We start from the raw sequence: 19,996 nt of genomic DNA on the forward strand, positions 1-19,996 counted from the left end.
ATATAGGGGATAAGTCGACATGAAAAATGAAAATTATTTACTTGCATATCAACGATATGATTTTCAATGGCAAAAAAAACCGGCAAATATTTTTGATATATTCTGGCGTTAGCTATCTTTGCATCATCAAAACGGGACAATAGGTCGAAAAGTTTTGGAAGTTCTTTAAGTGAAAAAAAATAAAAATAAAACTTGCGAATATCAGATAAATATTAGATTTTTGCACTCGCTATCTCCGGAAAGCCGTTCTTTAAAAAGAAAGTTTTATTAAATTAAAATCCGCCTCCTTAGCTCAGCTGGTAGAGCAACTGACTTGTAATCAGTAGGTCATTGGTTCGATTCCGATAGGAGGCTCAAAGCGACGCAAGTTGCTGGTCTGGAGGGGTTCCAGAGCGGTCAAATGGGACGGACTGTAAATCCGTTGCTTCGGCTTCGAAGGTTCGAATCCTTCTCCCTCCACCATGAAAATGGAGTTCTCCACTTACCTCTCGGGGTTTCTACAGTGGGAAACGACAAGCGGAAGTAGCTCAGTTGGTAGAGCGATAGCCTTCCAAGCTATAGGTCGCGAGTTCGAACCTCGTCTTCCGCTCAATTTATAAAAACAAATCTAAGTCTCTCTTCTTTTCAATGAACAAATTAAAAGGGTAGAGACTTATCTTTGTAAATGGGTTTTTAACCTGTTAAAAAGGTTTTAAGCCGAAGTAGCTCAGGGGTAGAGCACTTCCTTGGTAAGGAAGAGGTCGTGGGTTCAAATCCCATCTTTGGCTCGAATACATAAGTTTTATTAACTTTGTAAGATAATTAAAGGAAATATTTTATAATTACTAATTCGCATAAACATGGCAAAAGAGAAATTTGACCGTAGTAAACCGCACTTAAACATTGGTACTATCGGTCACGTTGACCACGGTAAAACAACTACAACAGCTGCTATCACTAAAGTATTAGCTGATAAAGGTTTTTCAGAAGCTCGTTCATTTGATTCAATTGACTCTGCTCCTGAAGAAAAAGAGCGTGGTATTACAATTAACACGGCACACGTAGAATACCAAACAGCTAACCGTCACTATGCACACGTAGATTGTCCTGGACACGCGGATTACGTGAAGAACATGGTAACTGGTGCTGCACAGATGGATGGTGCTATCATCGTAGTTGCTGCTACAGATGGTCCTATGCCTCAAACTCGCGAGCACATCCTATTGGCTCGTCAGGTAGGTGTTCCTGCGTTAGTAGTATTCTTGAACAAAGTTGACTTAGTTGATGACGCTGAGTTATTAGACTTAGTTGAAATGGAAGTTCGTGAATTATTATCATTCTACGAATTCCCAGGTGACGATGTTCCTGTAATCAAAGGTTCTGCATTAGGTGCTTTGAACGGTGAAGAGCAATGGGTTGATTCAATCATGGAATTGATGGACGCTGTAGATAACTACATTCCAATCCCTCCACGTTTGACTGAACTTCCTTTCTTGATGCCTATCGAAGACGTATTCTCGATCACTGGTCGTGGTACTGTTGCAACTGGTCGTATCGAAAGAGGTGTAATCAACTCTGGAGATCCAGTAGAAATCTTAGGTATGGGTGCTGAGAACTTGAAATCTACCGTAACAGGTGTTGAGATGTTCCGTAAGATCTTAGATTACGGTGAAGCAGGTGATAACGTAGGTTTATTGTTACGTGGTATTGAGAAAACTGATATCCGTCGTGGTATGGTTATCTGTAAACCAGGTTCAGTAACTCCTCACACAGACTTCAAAGCTGAGGTTTACGTATTATCAAAAGCTGAAGGTGGTCGTCATACTCCATTCTTCAACAAATACCGTCCTCAATTCTACTTCCGTACGACAGACGTTACTGGAGAGATCACTTTAGAAGAAGGTACAGAGATGGTTATGCCAGGTGATAACGTTACGATCACTGTGAAGTTGATCAACGCTATCGCGATGGAAAAAGGTCTACGTTTCGCTATCCGTGAGGGTGGTCGTACAGTAGGTGCTGGTCAGGTAACTGAAATCTTAGCATAATCTATCGATTACAACATAAAAAATAAGCTAATTGGCTCAGGCTGATTAGCTTATTTTTTCTAACAAAGGAGCTTGCGAAAAACTCCATTAAAATTGAAATAATATTTGTTGTAATGCGGTTTAAACGCTATATTTGCAACATCATAAAAAATACACGGGCATAGTTCAATGGTAGAATAGAGGTCTCCAAAACCTTCGATCAGGGTTCGAATCCTTGTGCCCGTGCTTAATAAACTTAGAAAACAATTAAATGGCAAAAGTACTTGATTTTTTTAAGGACTCTTATACAGAGATCACCGAGAAAGTGACTTGGCCGACTTGGTCACAATTGCAGAGTCATGCTATTATTGTACTTGTTGCTTCCATTATCATCGCATTGTTGATTTTCGTAATGGATAAAGCATCGAGCAACATTATGGAGTTGTTGTACAATACAGCTTCTTAATTTTTCTAATTCGAAAGAAGACTATGGCAGATCAAAGTTTAAAATGGTACGTAGTTCGTGCTGTTAGTGGGAAAGAGAAGAAGGTAAAGCAATATCTTGAGGCAGAAATCAATCGTTTAGGAATACAGCATTTAGTAACGCAGGTATTGATCCCTATGGAGAAATACTACCAGATGCGTGATGGTAAGAAAGTAGCGAAAGAGCGTAACTATTACCCTGGATATGTATTGATTGAAGCAGCTTTGGATGGAGAGATTGAGCACGCGATCAAAAACGTAAATAGCGTAATCGGATTTTTAGGTGATAAAGCAGGTAATGCAATCCCTTTGCGTCCGGCAGAAGTAAACAGAATCCTAGGTAAAGTGGATGAGATGGCCGAGCAAGGCGAGTCTATCAACGTTCCTTACTACGTAGGTGAAACAGTGAAAGTAAGCGATGGTCCATTCAATGGATTCACAGGTGAAATCGAAGAGGTTCATGAGGATAAGAAGAAATTGACCGTAATGGTTAAGGTATTCGGTAGAAAGACTCCTCTTGAATTGAACTACATGCAAGTGGAGAAGGAGTAATCCGGATCGAAGATAAAATAGAGACAGGAATAATGTCTATCAAAAAAAACCGATATTGAGAAATATCGGTTTTTTTATTTTTGATAAAATTAGTATCTGTATATATTGGATCTGATTATTTGGATAAATATGTGATTAGATCATTCATATTTGTATAACCTTTGAGTTTTTTAGATTCAGCAAGGGTTTCCTTAATTGCTTTCTTAGTCTCCTTATTAGGTTTATTAGCATGAATGTTCTCAATTCGTAAGGAGGAAGATTTCTTTGAATTATTTGTATTCATCTTGCTATCATTTTAAATACAAAGCTAATCTTAATTCCTTGCTATAACAAATAGCAATCTTTCGCCTCAAATAAAAAGTAAAAAATATTTTCATCTTAAAGAATTTATATATATCTTTGCACCTCGTTTGATTGCAAAACTTAGGTTTAAGGTCGAACGAGAAAAAGTAAATGTTACGTTATTGCTTCCAACTTACTAACAAACATTTAACAAATTAAATCACAAAAAAAATGGCAAAAGAAGTCAGTGCGTTAGTAAAATTACAAGTGAAGGGCGGTGCTGCAAACCCATCTCCACCAGTAGGACCTGCATTAGGTGCTAAAGGTGTGAACATCATGGATTTTTGTAAGCAATTCAACGCTCGTACGCAAGACAAACCAGGTCAAGTATTACCTGTTGTAATCACTGTATATGCCGACAAATCTTTTGATTTTATCATCAAGACTCCACCAGTAGCGGTTCAGTTAAAAGACGCAGCTAAATTGAAAAGTGGATCAGGCGAGCCTAACCGTAAGAAGGTGGCTAGCATTACTTGGGATCAAGTAAAGCAAATCGCTGAAGATAAAATGCCAGATTTGAATGCATTTACCGTAGAGTCAGCTATGAGAATGGTTGCCGGTACAGCGCGTAGTATGGGTATCACAGTATCTGGAGATGCTCCTTGGAAAAATTAATTAACGAAATCAGTTTAAGAAAGTGGCTAGATTAACAAAAAATCAAAAAGCGGCACTATCCAAAATTGAAGCTGGTAAGGCGTATACTTTAAAAGAAGCTTCGGCTTTAGTTAAAGAAATCACCAATACCAAGTTTGATGCTTCAGTGGATATCGACGTTCGTTTGGGCGTAGATCCTCGTAAAGCAAATCAAATGGTTCGTGGTATCGCAACATTACCTCACGGAACTGGTAAGACAGTTCGTGTTTTAGTTTTATGTACTCCTGATAAGGAAGAAGAAGCTAAAGCAGCAGGTGCGGACTACGTAGGTCTTGACGACTACATCAGCAAAATCGAAGGTGGTTGGACTGACGTTGACATCATCATCACTATGCCTAGTGTTATGGCGAAAGTAGGTAAATTGGGTCGTATTTTAGGTCCAAGAAACTTGATGCCTAACCCTAAAACTGGTACAGTAACTACCGAAGTTGGTAAAGCTGTAACAGAGGTTAAAGGTGGTAAGATCGATTTCAAAGTTGACAAAACAGGTATCATCCACACTTCAGTTGGTAAAGTGTCTTTCGATGCAGATAAAATCTATGATAACGCATTAGAGGTATTACAAACGTTAGCACGTTTGAAACCATCTGCAGCTAAAGGAACGTACTTCAAGAGTATTCACATTTCATCAACCATGAGTCCAGGTATTCATGTAGAAACTAAATCAGTAGTAGGAATTTAATCATGAGAAAAGAACTTAAACATGAAATTGTTCAAGCCTTGGCTGAGCAGATTAAATCTTACGGTAATTTCTACATTACGGATACGGCAGATTTAACTGTTGAGAAGGTGAATGGCATTCGTCGCAAATGTTTCGAGCAAGGTATCGAGATTCAAGTGGTAAAAAACACCTTGATCAAGAAAGCCTTATTAGAGGCAGGTGTTGATTCAGAAGAGATCTTTGGCGTATTAAAAGGAGCATCTACAATGATGTTTGCCGAAACCGGCAACGCTCCTGCGAAATTGATCAAACAATTACGTAAAGAAGGTGAAAAGCCTGTATTGAAAGCAGCATATATTCAAGAGACTGCTTTCGTAGGCGACAACCAACTTGATGCATTAGTGAACCTTAAATCTAAAGAGGAACTTATCGCAGACGTTATTGCTTTACTTCAATCACCAGCGAAAAATGTTATTTCTGCTCTTCAATCAGGCGGCAATACAATTTCCGGCTTAGTAAAAGCTTTAGAAGAAAGAGGTTAACGAGACCTACTCACAAAAACTCGTTGCATTTTAATTAACAATTATTTTTTAAAAAAGTACATTCAAAAAATCAAAATAAAATGGCAGATTTAAAACAACTTGCTGAACAGTTAGTGAACTTAACAGTAAAAGAAGTTAAAGAATTAGCTGATATCTTAAAAGACGAATACGGTATTGAGCCTGCTGCTGCTGCTGTAGCTGTTGCTGCTGCTCCTGCTGGAGACGGCGCTGCTGCTGCTGAAGAGAAAACTTCATTTGACGTTATCTTGAAAGAAGCTGGTGGTCAGAAATTAGCTGTAGTTAAATTAGTTAAAGATTTAGCTGGTTTAGGTTTGAAAGAAGCAAAAGACTTAGTTGACGGTGCACCTAAAGAATTAAAAGCTGGTGTTTCTAAAGACGAAGCTGAAGCTTTGAAAAAACAACTAGAAGAAGCTGGAGCTGTAGTTGAGATTAAGTAATCTCGCATAAAGCACCAAAAAATTAGACTCTGATAGTGAAATCTATCAGAGTCTATTCCTGTTTATAATAAATGATATGAATCTGCGCTTTCGCTGAGGCCAGATTGGAAGACAACATCAGCTATGTTAGCTCAGTTTTTTTAAACTAAATTCTTATTCCCTTGGCAAACAATAATATGCAACAAGAAAGAGTAAATTTTGCGACCAGTAAGAAGGTAATTGATTATCCGGATTTCTTGGACGTACAATTGGAGTCTTTCAAGGAGTTTTTTCAATTAGAGACTACTTCCGACGATCGCCATCAGGAAGGGCTTTACAAGGTTTTCGCCGAAAACTTCCCTATTTCTGATTCAAGAAACATCTTTGTGCTAGAGTTTTTGGATTATTTCATTGATCCACCGCGCTATGATATCCAAGAGTGTATCGAACGTGGTTTGACGTATAGCGTACCTTTGAAGGCAAAATTGAAGTTATCTTGTAATGATGAAGAACACGAAGATTTTGAAACCATTGTACAAGATGTATATTTAGGAACTATCCCTTACATGACTCCAAAAGGTACCTTTGTGATCAATGGTGCTGAGCGTGTAATCGTTTCTCAATTGCACCGTTCTCCTGGTGTGTTCTTTGGTCAAAGTAGACACACAAATGGTACTAAACTTTATTCTGCTAGGGTAATTCCTTTTAAAGGGTCTTGGATCGAATTCGCAACAGACGTGAACAACGTGATGTATGCTTACATCGATCGTAAGAAAAAATTCCCAGTTACTACCTTATTACGTGCTATTGGTTTCGATTCTGATAAGGATATCTTAGAATTATTCGACCTTGCAGACGAAGTAAAGGTTAGTAAAACGGGTCTGAAGAAATACGTTGGTCGTCGTTTAGCGGCTAGGGTATTGAACAAATGGACAGAGGATTTCGTAGATGAGGATACCGGTGAAGTGGTATCTATCGACCGTAACGAAATCATACTTGAACGTGAAACAGTTTTAGAAGAGGACCACATTGATTTGATCATCGATGCAGGGGTAAAATCTATTATCCTGACCAAAGAAGACGAATCCAACAATGCGGACTATTCGATTATATATAATACTTTACAGAAGGATACTTCGAACTCAGAGAAAGAGGCTGTGGAGCACATCTACCGTCAATTACGTAACGCTGAACCACCTGATGAGGAAACTGCTCGTGGTATCATCGATCGTTTGTTCTTCTCTGATAAACGTTATGATTTAGGGGATGTAGGTAGATACCGTATCAACCGTAAATTGAACTTAGGAACGGATTCAGATACCAAAGTATTGACACGCGAAGACATTATCGCGATCGTTAAATACTTGATCAACCTGATCAACTCCAAAGCTGAGGTGGATGATATTGACCACTTATCAAACCGTCGCGTACGTACGGTAGGTGAGCAATTATACGCGCAGTTCGGTGTGGGTCTTGCTCGTATGGCGCGTACTATCCGCGAACGTATGAACATCCGTGACAACGAAGTGTTCACACCTACTGATTTGATCAATGCACGTACATTATCATCAGTAATCAATTCATTCTTCGGAACAAACCAGTTATCTCAGTTCATGGACCAAACGAATCCATTGGCGGAGATTACACATAAGCGTCGTTTATCAGCGTTAGGTCCAGGTGGTCTTTCTCGTGAACGCGCAGGTTTCGAGGTTCGTGACGTTCACTACACGCACTACGGCCGTCTTTGTACGATCGAAACGCCTGAGGGTCCGAACATCGGTTTGATCTCTTCACTATCTGTACACGCGAAGATCAACAACCTAGGATTTATCGAAACGCCATACCGTAAAGTTGAAGACGGTAAGGTAGTGGTTGATCAGCCAGTTGTTTACTTGTCGGCAGAAGATGAAGATGATAAAACAATCGCACAAGCGAACGCATTGTACGATGATAAAGGTAATTTCTTGGATGCGAAAGTAAAAGCAAGATACGAGGGTGACTTCCCGATTATCGAGCCTGAGAAATTAGACTATATGGACGTTGCGCCTAACCAGATCACTTCTATTGCGGCTTCATTGATTCCTTTCTTGGAGCATGATGATGCCAACCGTGCATTGATGGGATCGAACATGCAGCGCCAGGCTGTGCCTTTATTACGTCCTCAAGCACCGGTTGTAGGAACAGGATTGGAAGCTCGCGTAGCGAAAGATTCCCGTACCTTGATCAATGCTGAAGGAAACGGTGTAGTAGAATATGTAGATGCACAAGAAATCCACATCCGCTACAACCGTAATGAAAACGAGAAATTGGTTTCATTCGATGAGGATGTTAAGGTTTATAAATTAACAAAATTCAAGAAAACCAACCAGAATACTTGTATCAACTTGAAACCGATCGTCATCAAAGGACAAGAGGTATCCAAAGGTCAGGTATTGTGTGAGGGTTATGCAACAGAAGACGGTGAATTAGCATTGGGCCGTAACCTAAAAGTAGCGTTCATGCCTTGGCAAGGATACAACTTTGAGGATGCGATCGTAATCTCTGAGCGCGTTGTGTCTCAAGATTTGTTCACTTCATTGCACATTGAGGAATTCGAACTGGAAGTTCGTGATACCAAACGTGGTGAAGAGGAATTAACAGCTGATATCCCGAACGTATCTGAAGAAGCTACGAAAGACTTAGACGAGAACGGTATTATCCGTATCGGTGCGGAAGTTGGCGAAGGCGATATCTTGATCGGTAAGATCACTCCAAAAGGAGAATCTGATCCTTCACCAGAAGAGAAATTATTACGTGCCATCTTTGGTGACAAAGCCGGCGATGTGAAGGATGCTTCCTTGAAGACTCCTCCATCCATCAAAGGGGTTGTTATCGACACGAAATTGTTCTCCCGTGCGAAGAAAATGTCTAAAGAAGTAGAGCGTAAAGCTTTAGAGAAATTAGAAGTTGCACACGATAAAAACATCAGAGCATTAAAAGACCGTTTAGTGGATAAATTGTTCACTATTGTAAATGGTAAGACCTCTCAAGGAATCTACAGTGTTTACAAAGAGCTTTTGGTAGCTAAAGGTGCTAAATTCACCCAAAAGATCCTTCAGGATTTGGATTACAACAATGTAAACCCAACTGGATGGACTACGGATGATGATAAAAACGAAATGATCAAGTATGCATTACATAACTACGGCATTAAAGTTAATGAGGAGTTAGGTGCATTCAAACGTGAGAAATTCGCTATCTCTGTGGGTGATGAGCTTCCATCAGGAATTGTTCAAATGGCTAAAGTTTATGTGGCTAAGAAACGTAAGCTTAAAGTAGGGGATAAGATGGCGGGTCGTCACGGTAACAAAGGTATCGTTGCACGTATCGTTCGTGATGAGGATATGCCATTCTTGGAAGATGGAACACCGGTAGATATCGTATTGAATCCACTAGGGGTACCATCTCGTATGAACCTTGGACAGATCTATGAAACTGTTTTAGGATGGGCAGGACAGAAATTAGGGGTTAAGTTTGCTACGCCGATCTTCGATGGTGCTGAAATGGACCAGGTAGAAGAATGGGTAGAGAAAGCAGGATTACCGAAATCAGGTCGTACCTATTTGTACAACGGTTTAACTGGAGAGCGTTTTGACCAACCTACAACAGTTGGTGTAATCTACATGTTGAAATTAGGACACATGGTAGATGACAAAATGCACGCACGTTCAATCGGTCCATACTCGTTGATTACTCAACAACCATTAGGTGGTAAGGCACAGTTCGGTGGTCAGCGTTTTGGTGAGATGGAGGTTTGGGCATTAGAGGCATTCGGTGCATCGAACATCCTTCAAGAGATCCTAACGGTGAAATCAGATGATGTTGTGGGTCGTGCGAAAACTTACGAAGCGATCGTTAAAGGTAATAACCTTCCAACGCCATCGGTACCAGAATCGTTCAACGTATTGGTACATGAGCTTCGCGGTCTAGGTTTAGATATCACATTGGATTAATCAAGCAAAATTGAGCTTAAGAAGGGGTCAAATCCTTCTTAAGCTTTCACATACAGCTTTAACTTTTTACTAAGTATGTCTTACAAAAAAGATAATAAAATCAAAAGTAACTTTACATCGATCACGATCAGCTTGGCATCTCCAGAGACTATTTTGGAGCGTTCAAGTGGTGAGGTTACTAAACCAGAAACCATCAACTATCGTACTTACAAACCAGAGCGCGACGGATTATTCTGTGAGCGTATTTTTGGCCCTGTAAAAGATTACGAATGTCACTGTGGTAAATACAAACGTATCCGTTATAAAGGTATCGTTTGTGACCGTTGTGGGGTGGAGGTTACAGAGAAGAAAGTACGTCGTGAGCGTATGGGACACATCAACTTGGTGGTTCCTGTAGCGCATATCTGGTACTTCCGTTCTTTGCCAAACAAAATCGGTTATTTATTAGGTCTTCCTACCAAGAAATTGGATATGATCATCTACTACGAAAGATATGTGGTTATTCAAGCCGGTATCAAAGAAGATGATGGTATCTCCTACATGGATTTCTTGACAGAAGAGGAATATTTGGATATTTTGGATACCCTTCCAAAAGAAAACCAATACCTTGACGATACAGATCCTCAGAAATTCGTAGCGAAAATGGGTGCTGAGGCGCTAGAAGATTTATTGAAACGTCTAGACCTTGACCAATTATCATACGATCTTCGTCACCAAGCGGCTAACGAAACTTCTCAACAACGTAAGAACGAGGCCCTAAAACGCCTTCACGTGGTAGAAGCTTTCCGCGGTGCCAATGATCACATCGAGAACCGTCCGGAATGGATGATCGTGAAGATCGTTCCGATCATTCCACCAGAATTGCGTCCTCTTGTGCCTTTGGATGGTGGTCGTTTCGCGACTTCGGATTTGAACGACTTATACCGTCGTGTGATCATCCGTAACAACCGTTTGAAACGTTTGATCGAGATCAAAGCTCCAGAAGTAATCTTACGTAACGAGAAACGTATGCTTCAAGAAGCCGTTGACTCTTTATTCGATAACTCGCGTAAAGTAAATGCGGTGAAAACGGAAGGTAACCGTGCGTTGAAGTCATTATCCGATATCCTTAAAGGTAAGCAAGGACGTTTCCGTCAGAACTTACTGGGTAAACGTGTTGACTACTCGGCTCGTTCGGTAATTGTGGTAGGTCCTCACTTGAAATTACACGAGTGTGGTCTTCCAAAAGATATGGCAGCAGAACTTTACAAACCATTCATCATCCGTAAGATGATCGAAAGAGGAATTGTGAAGACCGTAAAATCTGCTAAGAAAATCGTTGATCGTAAAGATCCGGTAGTATGGGATATCTTAGAGAATGTTCTAAAAGGACATCCTGTATTATTAAACCGTGCTCCTACGCTTCACCGTTTGGGTATTCAGGCTTTCCAACCTACTTTGGTAGAAGGTAAGGCAATCCAATTGCACCCATTAGTGTGTACAGCGTTCAACGCCGATTTCGACGGTGACCAGATGGCAGTTCACTTACCTTTAGGTAATGCCGCAATTTTGGAAGCCCAAATCTTGATGTTGGCAGCACACAATATTCTTAACCCTGCAAACGGTTCTCCTGTTACAGTACCATCTCAAGACATGGTATTGGGTCTTTACTACATTACCAAAGGCCGTAAAACAGATGATAGCCGTAAGATGAAAGGGGAGGGAAGTACCTTCTATTCTGCTGAAGAAGTAATCATTGCTTTGAACGAAGGACAGTTGGATCTTCACTCTTTCATCAAGGTTAAGACACAAATCAAAACCAAAGAAGGTGAATTCAAACAAGCAATCATTGAAACTACGGTAGGCCGTGTGATCTTTAACCAGATCGTTCCGGAAGAAGTAGGTTATATCAATGAATTGTTGACCAAGAAATCCTTGCGTAATGTTATCGGTGAGATCGTTAAGAACACCGGTATGGCTCGCGCAGCGAAATTCTTGGATGATATGAAAGAGTTAGGATTCCAAACTGCATTTAAAGGAGGATTGTCCTTCAACTTGCAAGATTTGAACATCCCGGCTGCAAAAGCTGATTTGATCGCTCAAGCTACCAACGAGGTGGAAGAAGTAATGAACAACTATAACATGGGTTTCATTACCAACAACGAGCGTTACAACCAAATCATCGATATCTGGACTCGTATCAATAACCGATTGACTGCACACGTAATGGATATCCTTTCGAACGATAACCAAGGTTTCAACTCTGTTTACATGATGTTGGATTCTGGAGCTCGTGGTTCTAAGGAGCAGATTCGTCAGTTATGTGGTATGCGTGGTTTGATGGCGAAACCTCAGAAGTCTGGTACTTCAGGTGGTGAGATTATCGAAAACCCGATTTTATCGAACTTTAAAGAAGGATTATCCGTATTAGAGTACTTTATCTCTACCCACGGTGCGCGTAAAGGTCTTGCGGATACGGCGTTGAAAACGGCGGATGCGGGTTACTTAACTCGTCGTTTACATGACGTAGCTCAAGATATGATTGTTGTTGAACAAGATTGTAACGGTTTACGTGGTATCTATACAACAGCATTGAAAGACAACGATGATATCGTTGAACCACTTTACGACCGTATCTTAGGACGTACGCCATTGAATGATGTGGTACATCCGGAGACAGAGGAAGTAATCGTAGCGGCAAACGAAGATATCACGGAAGAGATTGCGGAAGCAATTGAAAACGCTGGTATCGAAGGTGTGGAGATTCGTTCGGTATTGACCTGTGAGTCTAAACGCGGAGTTTGTGCTTGTTGTTACGGACGTAACTTAGCATCTGGTAAGCGTGTTCAATTGGGTGAGGCTGTCGGTGTAATCGCAGCACAATCCATTGGTGAGCCAGGTACGCAGTTAACACTTCGTACGTTCCACGTCGGTGGTACGGCATCCAACATTGCGGCAGAGTCTTCGATCATCGCGAAATACGATGGTAAAATCGAATTCGAAAATGTTCGTACAGTGGAGAAAGAAGGCGAAGATGGTCCATATCAAGTCGTATTAGGTCGTTCTGGTGAGATCAAAGTAGTAAATGACGAGAAAAAAGTTCTTTACCAACAGATCATCCCTTACGGTTCGAACTTATTCGTTAAAGAAGGAGAGAAAGTTGAAAAAGGAGCTAAGTTAGTAGACTGGGATCCATATAATGCGGTAATTATCTCTGAATTTGCGGGTAAGGTAGAATTTGATGCGATCATCGAAGGTATTACTTTCCGTGAAGAGTCTGATGAGCAGACTGGCCACAAAGAGAAAGTGATCATCGAAACGCGTGATAAGACGAAAAACCCTACCATTAAGGTATTGGATAATAAAGGCGAAATCATCCGTTCATATAACATTCCAGTAGGAGCTCACGTTTCTGTATCTGATGGTCAGAAAGTGAAAGAAGGTGCGGTATTGGTTAAGATCCCTCGTTCTACAGGTAAGACCCGAGATATTACGGGTGGTCTTCCTCGTGTAACGGAGTTGTTCGAGGCTCGTAATCCTTCAAACCCTGCGGTTGTAACTGAAATCGATGGTGTTGTATCATTAGGTGGTGTTAAACGTGGTAACCGGGAGATCTCTATCGAGTCTCGTGATGGTCAAGTGAAGAAGTACTTAGTACCTCTTTCGAAACACATCTTGGTACAGGATAATGACTTTATCAAAGCTGGTATGCCATTGTCAGACGGTCAGATCTCTCCTTCAGATATCTTATCGATCAAAGGCCCTTCAGCAGTACAAGAATATATCGTAAATGGTATCCAAGAGGTTTACCGCCTTCAAGGGGTAAAAATCAACGATAAACACTTCGAAACCATCGTTCACCAAATGATGCAGAAAGTGAATATCGAGGATCCAGGAGATACACGTTTCTTAGAAAAAGAAGCGGTGAACAAATGGGATTTCATGGAAGAGAACGATTCATTATACGACAAGAAAGTTGTTGTTGATGCGGGCGATTCCAAAACATTACGTCCAGGACAGATCGTGGCTATGCGTAAGCTTCGTGAGGAAAACTCCAGCTTGAAACGCCAAGACATGAAATTGGTAGAGGTTCGTGATGCTATCCCAGCGACTTCAAGTCCATTGTTGCAAGGTATTACCCGTGCTTCATTAGGTACGAAATCGTTCATCTCAGCAGCTTCCTTCCAGGAAACTACCAAAGTATTGAACGAAGCAGCAATCGCTGGTAAACGTGATAACCTATTAGGATTGAAAGAAAACGTAATTGTTGGTCACTTGATCCCTTCAGGTACAGGTTTACGTCAGTACAGCAATATCATTGTTGGTTCTCGTGAAGAATACGATCAATTATTAGCTTCTAAAGAAGAAGATTAATCGTTGATAGGTAGCGATGTTGGTCTGAGGACTAACAGAGCAAACATATACAAATGGTCTGGATTCGAAAGGATCCAGGCCATTTTGTTTTTACAAAAAATAGAAATTTGGATAAAATTCCAACTAATTGTTACATAATTTGTTTATTTGCTTTAAGCTATGTTTGAAATGGACCTGAATATCATCATCAATCAATTTGTATGGGAATGGAACGACTTGCTGAAAGCATGTCTTTCCCTTGTTGCCGGCTTTGTGCTAGGTTTTGAACGGGAATGGAAAGACAAATCCGCCGGTTTTAAGACCATTTCTATCATCTGTTTGGGGAGTACGCTATTTTCTTTGTTATCCTATAAATTGGGGGCAGGGGATTCCGAAGATGCTACCAGAATAGCCTCTTACGTGGTTTCTGGGATTGGTTTCTTGGGCGCAGGTGTAATCTTCAAGGATGGTGTTAATGTGAATGGATTGACCACAGCAAGTATCATTTGGATGTCGGCAGCTATTGGAATGGCAATTGGCTTTGGGGTATTCCTTACAGCTGCAATCTTCCTGTTCGCTTGTTTTATTATTATTGGTTCCGGAAAATTCATCAATAAACATATCATTAAGAGTGTGGGAAGGCAGGTAACCATTACCCTAGACCGTGAAGACCTGGATGCGAAAGATGAACTCATCAAGGAACTTAAGCCCTTAACCAAACAGCTCAAGGTGAAAAAAGTCACCATGACCGAGGATGAACTTACTGTAATTTTGGACGTTTTGATCAACAAGGAAAATATCCGAAAATTCGAAAGGACCATTTTGGCTAATAGAAAGCTCATTGAGATCAGTATATAAGCTAAAATCGGGTGTAGCTTATTTGCGGGGTTGATGCTCAGCTATTTTTTGACCCAACTTAAAAGGTTTCCACAATTTTGACTGATTGCCTGATAATCAAATCCTGTTTGGTTTTTCACAAATAATTTTGAACCCAATCCAACTGCCGATACGCCGGCTTCAAACCAGTTCTGGATATTGCTCTGCGTGACATCCACACCTCCAGTAGGCATAAACTTAACAGTAGGGAACAAAGGTTCGATGCTTTTTAGAAAGCCTGTACCTAAGGTTTCTCCAGGAAACAATTTGATGAATCCACATCCTGCATGCATGGCCGCTGCGATCTCAGATGGTGTCATACAACCAGGAATCCATAGCATACTTTTTTCTTTAGCCAGTTTAGCTAGCTCCTGCGTGAAAATAGGACTCACGAGAAATTCTGTTCCCAATTTGATGAATTCTTCAGCGGCTTCGGTATCCAGAATGGTTCCGATGCCTAATTTTAGATCAGGGAAATGTACCGTTTTATAAGCCATTAAAGCCTTGAAATTCTCAACAGCAGCAGCTCCTCGGTTTACAAATTCAAAAACTCGAATTCCACCTTCATAGCAGGCCTTTAAAACATCTATACAGATATCTACATCATCATGGTAAAAAACCGGGATGACCGGATAAGCTGCTATGGTATCTAAGATTTGATTTTTCATCATGTTAAAATTTACCGTTTCCAAAATCACCTTCCACAAATAATTTCTGATAACCAGCGCCTGTGGCAGTATCAACGACTTTCTGGGCATCCCATTGATGGGAAAGCGCATGTATCAATCCCGCCATAAATGCATCCCCACTTCCTATTCGGTCTATCACCTCTTCGGTTTCATAAACCTCGGAGATCACATTCTCCGTTTCGGTATGTAAAGTGCCATAAAAGAGGTTATGCGAGGGCCGATCCATAAACCTAAAAGTATTTGCGATAACTTTGACCCTTGGAAATAAGCTTCGAATCTCTTGGGCATTCTGCTTAGCAAATTCGAAATAGGTTTCCTTACTACTGTTTCTATTTAGCTGTTCATCAATAGCAGTTCCTAGCATTTTATTGGATGCCCAGATGTTGCCCATGATGACATCACAATATTTGACCAAATCTGGCATAACCGATATTGGGGCTTTACCATATTGCCAGAGCTTACTCCGGTAATTGAGATCCACCGAAATCTGAATCCCTTTCTCGGAAGCCTTCCTTAGGAGAACTTCCATCAGGTCTGCCATATCCTGATTCAAAGCAGGTGTTAATGCCGACCAATGCAACCAAATAACATCCTCCAATAAACTGTCGAAAGGGAAATCTTCCTTGCTCAATTGGCTAAAACTGGAATATTTACGGTCGTAAATCACCTCTCCCGAACTCAATCCATTTGCTGAAAGTAAGATATAGCTTCCCAATCGATCCCCAGACCAAATGATCTTATGAGTGTCAACAGCTAACCCATTCAATTTCTGAACGATTTCTTGGCTCAAGCTGTTTTGTGGGAAAGCACTTACATATTCCACTTTATTTCCCATTTGGGCCAGTGAGGCTGCTACATTGGCTTCAGCTCCACCAGGGTAAATACGCAAGAGATTGTTGGGGCTCTCAAAAAAATGACTGCCGAGACTTTGTTGACGAATCAGGATTTCTCCGAAGGATAGTATTGTGTTCATTGGTTGAATTGGATAGCAAGTTAATTCTTTTTCTTGAGGATTTTCACTATTATTGGGTTAAAATCTAACCACATACTATGGGAATCCTAGAGAAGTTCTCTTTAAGAAACAAGAAAATTATTATTACAGGCGGTACAGGCATTTTAGGGAAGGCCTTTGTACATGCATTAGCAGAAGCTGGCGCATCAATTTGTATCCTCGGTAGAAGCCAAGAAAAAATTGATGAACGAATTAAGGAGGCGCAGGCCCTAGGTGCAGAAGCCATTGGAATTATTGCTGATGTGATGGATGAGCAGGCTGTTCAAGCTGCGAAATCAGAAATCCTAGCGCAATGGGGTACCATTGATGGCTTGATCAATGCGGTTGGGGGTAATATCCCGGGTGCAACAATTGGCGACCAACAATCTATTTTTGATAATAAAATCCAAGACACCATTAAGGCCATCGAATTGAATCTTTACGGAACGATTATTCCAAGCATGGTGTTCGGTGAGATCATTGCTTCCAAGGGAAAAGGTTCCATCATTAATATATCTTCGCTAGCCGCGAGCAGACCCTTAACCAGGGTGCTGGGCTATACGGTTGCGAAGCATGGAATAGATGGATTTACCAAATGGATGGCTACGGAACTTGCCCTTCGTTATGGCGATCAGGTGCGTGTCAATGCGATCGCTCCGGGCGTATTCTTAACAGAGCAGAACCGGAACCTATTGACCAACCCAGATGGTAGCTATACCGATCGGGCACAGAAGTTTATTAATGGAACACCTTATAGACGATTGGGAGATCCTTCTGAGCTGGAAGGAACTTTGGTTTACCTATTGAGCGATGCTTCGGCCTTTGTAACGGGCGAAACAATATTTGTAGATGGTGGTTTTGATGCTTGGTGTGGCGTATAAAAAAAGATGAACAAGAAATTTTTAGAACAAACCTGGAGATGGTATGGTCCCAATGACCCCGTTTCCTTGAACGATGTAAAACAAGCTGGTGCAACGGGTATTGTAACAGCACTACATCATATCCCACATGGCGATGTTTGGCCGGTGGAAGATATTTTAACGCGTAAAAAACTGATTGAGGATGCTGGCTTGAGATGGTCGGTCGTGGAATCTGTTCCCGTACATGAGGCGATCAAGACCAATGCTGAGGATGCCGGTATTTATCTGGAGAACTATAGGCAATCCTTAAAGAACTTGGCTGATTGTGGCATTTATACCGTTTGCTATAATTTCATGCCGGTATTGGATTGGACTAGAACTCAATTGGACTTGGAAATGCAGGATGGATCCAAAGCTTTGTATTTTGATTGGATCGATCTGGCTATTTTTGATATCCATATCCTGAAAAGGGAAGGGGCATTGGATGATTATTCTCAGGAGATACAGGAACAAGCAGCAGATCGGTTGGGGGAGATGAGTAAAGAGGATTTGCTAAACCTTCAGCATAATGTGTTGATGGGGATTCCTGGTGAAGGGGATATTTCCCTGGAGTCCTTGAGCAATAGTATCGAGACCTATGCGAGTATTGGCAGGGATGGATTGAGAAAGAATCTATTGTTGTTTTTGGAGGGGATAGAGGAGGTTTGTGAAGCAAATGGTATTAAGATGACCATTCATCCGGATGATCCGCCATATGGTATTTTAGGGCTTCCTAGGGTGGTGAGTAACGAGGAAGATCTGTTGTATTTGATCAATGGTCAGGAAAAGGAATTTAATGGGATTTGTTTTTGTACAGGTTCTTTAGGTGCAGGACCGGCGAATGATCTTCCGAAGATCTTTGACCAGGTTAAGCATCGGGTGAATTTTGTGCATTTGAGGAATGTGAAGAAGGATGCATTGGGAAGTTTTTATGAGGCAGATCATTTGGATGGGGATGTGGATATGTATTTGATCATGAAGGCGCTGGTGGAAGAGAATCAGAAGCGGGAAATGGCCTTGCCTTTTCGTCCGGATCATGGCCATCAGATGTTGGATGATTTGGAAAAGGTGACTAATCCGGGGTATTCGGCGATTGGTAGGTTGAGAGGTCTTGCGGAATTAAGGGGATTGGAATTGGGGGTGATAAGGTCGGAAGGGTAATATTATAATTCCCGTCATTGCGAGGAGGTACGACGAAGCAATCTTTAAACTATTCGAAAGATTGCTTCGTTCCTCGCAATGACGGGTCGATTGCTTCTTTCCTCGCAATGACGGGTGGATTGCTTCGTTCCTCGCAATGACGGGTGGATTGCTTCGTTCCTCGCAATGACGGATAAAGATTGCTTCTTTCCTCGCAATGACGAGCCCCCTTACTTCAATTTCTCCGTTAAGAAAACAATCTCTTTATAATTATCCTTTTCATACACAATACCCATCAATTTCGGTTTGATCAACACAATATCCGAATACGCAGAATACGATCCTTTATACCCGGCCGGGCTTTTCGCAATCACCTTATTAAAATACCAGGTTTTTCCCTTATCCTTCGACAACCTCAATGTCAAATTATCCCTGTTATTCTGATCCGCAGCATTAATATGCGCCAAGATAAAACCCTTACCCTTCTTCCAAGAAAGCACAGCTCCCTGGTTGATCGGATCCGGAAGATTCGGATCTGGTGCTGAAGAAACCCAAGATTCACCCCCATCATGAGAAATAGAAATAATCCGTTGCTTCGGTTGGATCTGTTGATTTCTCGAACTCATATACACCTCATTATCCCCGATCTGTGCTGCCAAAGACTCATTAGATCCCTTAAAAGGCACATTATCACTCAACTGAAAAGTCTTTCCGTGATCATCGGAATAAAATGCATGTGCATTCCAATCCTTTCCGGCAGGGGCAGGGTCGCCGGCACTATGGTTTGCCGCCACATAGATTCTTCCTTTCTTCGGTCCGGAAACAAATTGAAAAGCATGGCCAGGCGTATTCGCATATGTTCTCCAATCTTCTGAAAAATTATAAGAAGGGTTCAACTGCGGTTGCTTCGGACGATGGGTCTGCGTAGTAATATTTACCGGTTCCGACCAGGTCTTCGCACCATCCACCGAAGTAATGTACCATACCTCACGAAGCCCTTTTCCTTTTCTCACCTCGCCCTCATGGTTATTACCCGTATTATAGAACAAAAATATTCTTCCTTTAGGATATTGCGGATCCGTCAAGTCCACCACTGGTGCCATATTACCCGCCTGCAACTTATCATAATCAGCAGCAATCGCCAATTTTCCCCAAGTTTTCCCATTGTCCTCACTGATCTTATACACAATATCCACATTCCCATAATCTCCAGCATGGTCAACCCGTCCTTCCGCAAAGGCAATCAGGTCACCGTTTTTGTTTTTGATCAAAGCCGGGATGCGGTAACTGGCATAGCCATCTTCTCCAGAACGGAAAACAACGGTTTCCTGGGCCTGTGTGCCCGAAATTAAGCAAGCAGTAAGTAAGGATAAAAGTAATTTTTTCATATATGATGTTTT

The 19,996-nt window shown here is 41.3% G+C and carries 15 protein-coding genes and 5 tRNA genes; 17 read left to right on the plus strand and 3 right to left on the minus strand.

What is annotated here, in order from left to right; all coding sequences use genetic code 11:
- Positions 1-281 precede the first annotated feature (281 nt).
- The 15 genes from E3D81_RS09265 (at position 282) to E3D81_RS09335 (ending at position 14,859) form a co-directional block, all read left to right on the plus strand.
- Positions 282-354, plus strand: a tRNA-Thr gene (locus E3D81_RS09265).
- A 24-nt stretch (positions 355-378) separates the two neighbouring features.
- Positions 379-462, plus strand: a tRNA-Tyr gene (locus E3D81_RS09270).
- Positions 463-516: 54 nt separating this feature from the next.
- Positions 517-589: transfer RNA gene (locus E3D81_RS09275), tRNA-Gly, on the plus strand.
- Between the two features lie 106 nt (positions 590-695).
- Positions 696-767: transfer RNA gene (locus E3D81_RS09280), tRNA-Thr, on the plus strand.
- Between the two features lie 72 nt (positions 768-839).
- Positions 840-2,027, plus strand: coding sequence for an elongation factor Tu (tuf, locus tag E3D81_RS09285; RefSeq protein ID WP_099365882.1), 1,188 nt, complete (start codon positions 840-842; stop codon positions 2,025-2,027).
- A gap of 154 nt (positions 2,028-2,181) precedes the next feature.
- A tRNA-Trp gene (locus E3D81_RS09290) sits at positions 2,182-2,252 on the plus strand.
- A 25-nt stretch (positions 2,253-2,277) separates the two neighbouring features.
- A complete protein-coding gene (gene secE / locus E3D81_RS09295) occupies positions 2,278-2,472 on the plus strand; it encodes a preprotein translocase subunit SecE (RefSeq protein ID WP_099365881.1) in 195 nt (64 codons plus the stop codon).
- A 23-nt stretch (positions 2,473-2,495) separates the two neighbouring features.
- Complete coding sequence (nusG, locus tag E3D81_RS09300; RefSeq protein ID WP_099365880.1) at positions 2,496-3,041, plus strand: transcription termination/antitermination protein NusG; 546 nt, start codon at positions 2,496-2,498, stop codon at positions 3,039-3,041.
- Positions 3,042-3,554: 513 nt separating this feature from the next.
- Positions 3,555-3,998: a 50S ribosomal protein L11 gene (gene rplK / locus E3D81_RS09305; protein WP_099365879.1), complete on the plus strand. Its 444-nt coding sequence runs from the start codon at positions 3,555-3,557 to the stop codon at positions 3,996-3,998.
- Positions 3,999-4,020: 22 nt separating this feature from the next.
- Positions 4,021-4,719, plus strand: coding sequence for a 50S ribosomal protein L1 (gene rplA, locus E3D81_RS09310; protein ID WP_099365878.1), 699 nt, complete (start codon positions 4,021-4,023; stop codon positions 4,717-4,719).
- Between the two features lie 2 nt (positions 4,720-4,721).
- Complete coding sequence (rplJ, locus tag E3D81_RS09315; protein ID WP_134777236.1) at positions 4,722-5,240, plus strand: 50S ribosomal protein L10; 519 nt, start codon at positions 4,722-4,724, stop codon at positions 5,238-5,240.
- 80 nt (positions 5,241-5,320) lie between these two features.
- Positions 5,321-5,698, plus strand: a complete 378-nt coding sequence (gene rplL, locus E3D81_RS09320) for a 50S ribosomal protein L7/L12 (RefSeq protein ID WP_099365876.1) — start codon at positions 5,321-5,323, stop codon at positions 5,696-5,698.
- Positions 5,699-5,874: 176 nt separating this feature from the next.
- Positions 5,875-9,669, plus strand: a complete 3,795-nt coding sequence (gene rpoB, locus E3D81_RS09325) for a DNA-directed RNA polymerase subunit beta (protein ID WP_367575541.1) — start codon at positions 5,875-5,877, stop codon at positions 9,667-9,669.
- A gap of 75 nt (positions 9,670-9,744) precedes the next feature.
- Positions 9,745-14,022 (plus strand): DNA-directed RNA polymerase subunit beta', encoded by a 4,278-nt coding sequence (gene rpoC / locus E3D81_RS09330; RefSeq protein WP_099365874.1) that lies wholly within the window; start codon positions 9,745-9,747, stop codon positions 14,020-14,022.
- A gap of 159 nt (positions 14,023-14,181) precedes the next feature.
- Positions 14,182-14,859, plus strand: a complete 678-nt coding sequence (locus E3D81_RS09335) for an MgtC/SapB family protein (protein WP_245153181.1) — start codon at positions 14,182-14,184, stop codon at positions 14,857-14,859.
- 41 nt (positions 14,860-14,900) lie between these two features.
- Here E3D81_RS09335 and E3D81_RS09340 read toward each other — a convergent pair whose 3' ends face one another.
- Both E3D81_RS09340 and E3D81_RS09345 read right to left on the minus strand, forming a co-directional pair.
- A complete protein-coding gene (locus tag E3D81_RS09340) occupies positions 14,901-15,548 on the minus strand; it encodes a bifunctional 4-hydroxy-2-oxoglutarate aldolase/2-dehydro-3-deoxy-phosphogluconate aldolase (RefSeq protein ID WP_245153182.1) in 648 nt (215 codons plus the stop codon).
- Position 15,549: 1 nt separating this feature from the next.
- Complete coding sequence (locus tag E3D81_RS09345; protein ID WP_134777237.1) at positions 15,550-16,539, minus strand: sugar kinase; 990 nt, start codon at positions 16,537-16,539, stop codon at positions 15,550-15,552.
- 77 nt (positions 16,540-16,616) lie between these two features.
- Here E3D81_RS09345 and E3D81_RS09350 point away from each other — a divergent pair, with 77 nt between their 5' ends.
- Together E3D81_RS09350 and uxuA are read left to right on the plus strand one after the other, a co-directional pair.
- Entirely contained in the window at positions 16,617-17,438 is an 822-nt protein-coding gene (locus tag E3D81_RS09350; protein ID WP_099365872.1) for an SDR family oxidoreductase, read from the plus strand.
- A 6-nt stretch (positions 17,439-17,444) separates the two neighbouring features.
- Positions 17,445-18,617, plus strand: a complete 1,173-nt coding sequence (uxuA, locus tag E3D81_RS09355; protein WP_134777238.1) for a mannonate dehydratase — start codon at positions 17,445-17,447, stop codon at positions 18,615-18,617.
- A gap of 209 nt (positions 18,618-18,826) precedes the next feature.
- Here uxuA and E3D81_RS09360 read toward each other — a convergent pair whose 3' ends face one another.
- Entirely contained in the window at positions 18,827-19,984 is a 1,158-nt protein-coding gene (locus E3D81_RS09360; protein WP_134777239.1) for a sialidase family protein, read from the minus strand.
- Positions 19,985-19,996: the final 12 nt, after the last annotated feature.

Source organism: Sphingobacterium sp. CZ-2, from assembly GCF_004526235.1.
In the GTDB taxonomy this organism is placed as follows: Bacteria; Bacteroidota; Bacteroidia; order Sphingobacteriales; family Sphingobacteriaceae; genus Sphingobacterium; species Sphingobacterium tenebrionis.

What these genes read in the sequence shown, in the direction of transcription:
- tuf (WP_099365882.1), top strand. Translation starts at nt 840, where the DNA reads ATGGCAAAAGAGAAATTTGACCGTAGTAAACCGCACTTAAACATTGGT.
- secE (WP_099365881.1), top strand. Translation starts at nt 2,278, where the DNA reads ATGGCAAAAGTACTTGATTTTTTTAAGGACTCTTATACAGAGATCACC.
- nusG (WP_099365880.1), top strand. Translation starts at nt 2,496, where the DNA reads ATGGCAGATCAAAGTTTAAAATGGTACGTAGTTCGTGCTGTTAGTGGG.
- rplK (WP_099365879.1), top strand. Translation starts at nt 3,555, where the DNA reads ATGGCAAAAGAAGTCAGTGCGTTAGTAAAATTACAAGTGAAGGGCGGT.
- rplJ (WP_134777236.1), top strand. Translation starts at nt 4,722, where the DNA reads ATGAGAAAAGAACTTAAACATGAAATTGTTCAAGCCTTGGCTGAGCAG.
- rplL (WP_099365876.1), top strand. Translation starts at nt 5,321, where the DNA reads ATGGCAGATTTAAAACAACTTGCTGAACAGTTAGTGAACTTAACAGTA.
- rpoB (WP_367575541.1), top strand. Translation starts at nt 5,875, where the DNA reads ATGCAACAAGAAAGAGTAAATTTTGCGACCAGTAAGAAGGTAATTGAT.
- rpoC (WP_099365874.1), top strand. Translation starts at nt 9,745, where the DNA reads ATGTCTTACAAAAAAGATAATAAAATCAAAAGTAACTTTACATCGATC.
- E3D81_RS09335 (WP_245153181.1), top strand. Translation starts at nt 14,182, where the DNA reads ATGTTTGAAATGGACCTGAATATCATCATCAATCAATTTGTATGGGAA.
- E3D81_RS09340 (WP_245153182.1), bottom strand. Translation starts at nt 15,548, where the DNA reads ATGATGAAAAATCAAATCTTAGATACCATAGCAGCTTATCCGGTCATC.
- E3D81_RS09345 (WP_134777237.1), bottom strand. Translation starts at nt 16,539, where the DNA reads ATGAACACAATACTATCCTTCGGAGAAATCCTGATTCGTCAACAAAGT.
- E3D81_RS09350 (WP_099365872.1), top strand. Translation starts at nt 16,617, where the DNA reads ATGGGAATCCTAGAGAAGTTCTCTTTAAGAAACAAGAAAATTATTATT.
- uxuA (WP_134777238.1), top strand. Translation starts at nt 17,445, where the DNA reads ATGAACAAGAAATTTTTAGAACAAACCTGGAGATGGTATGGTCCCAAT.
- E3D81_RS09360 (WP_134777239.1), bottom strand. Translation starts at nt 19,984, where the DNA reads ATGAAAAAATTACTTTTATCCTTACTTACTGCTTGCTTAATTTCGGGC.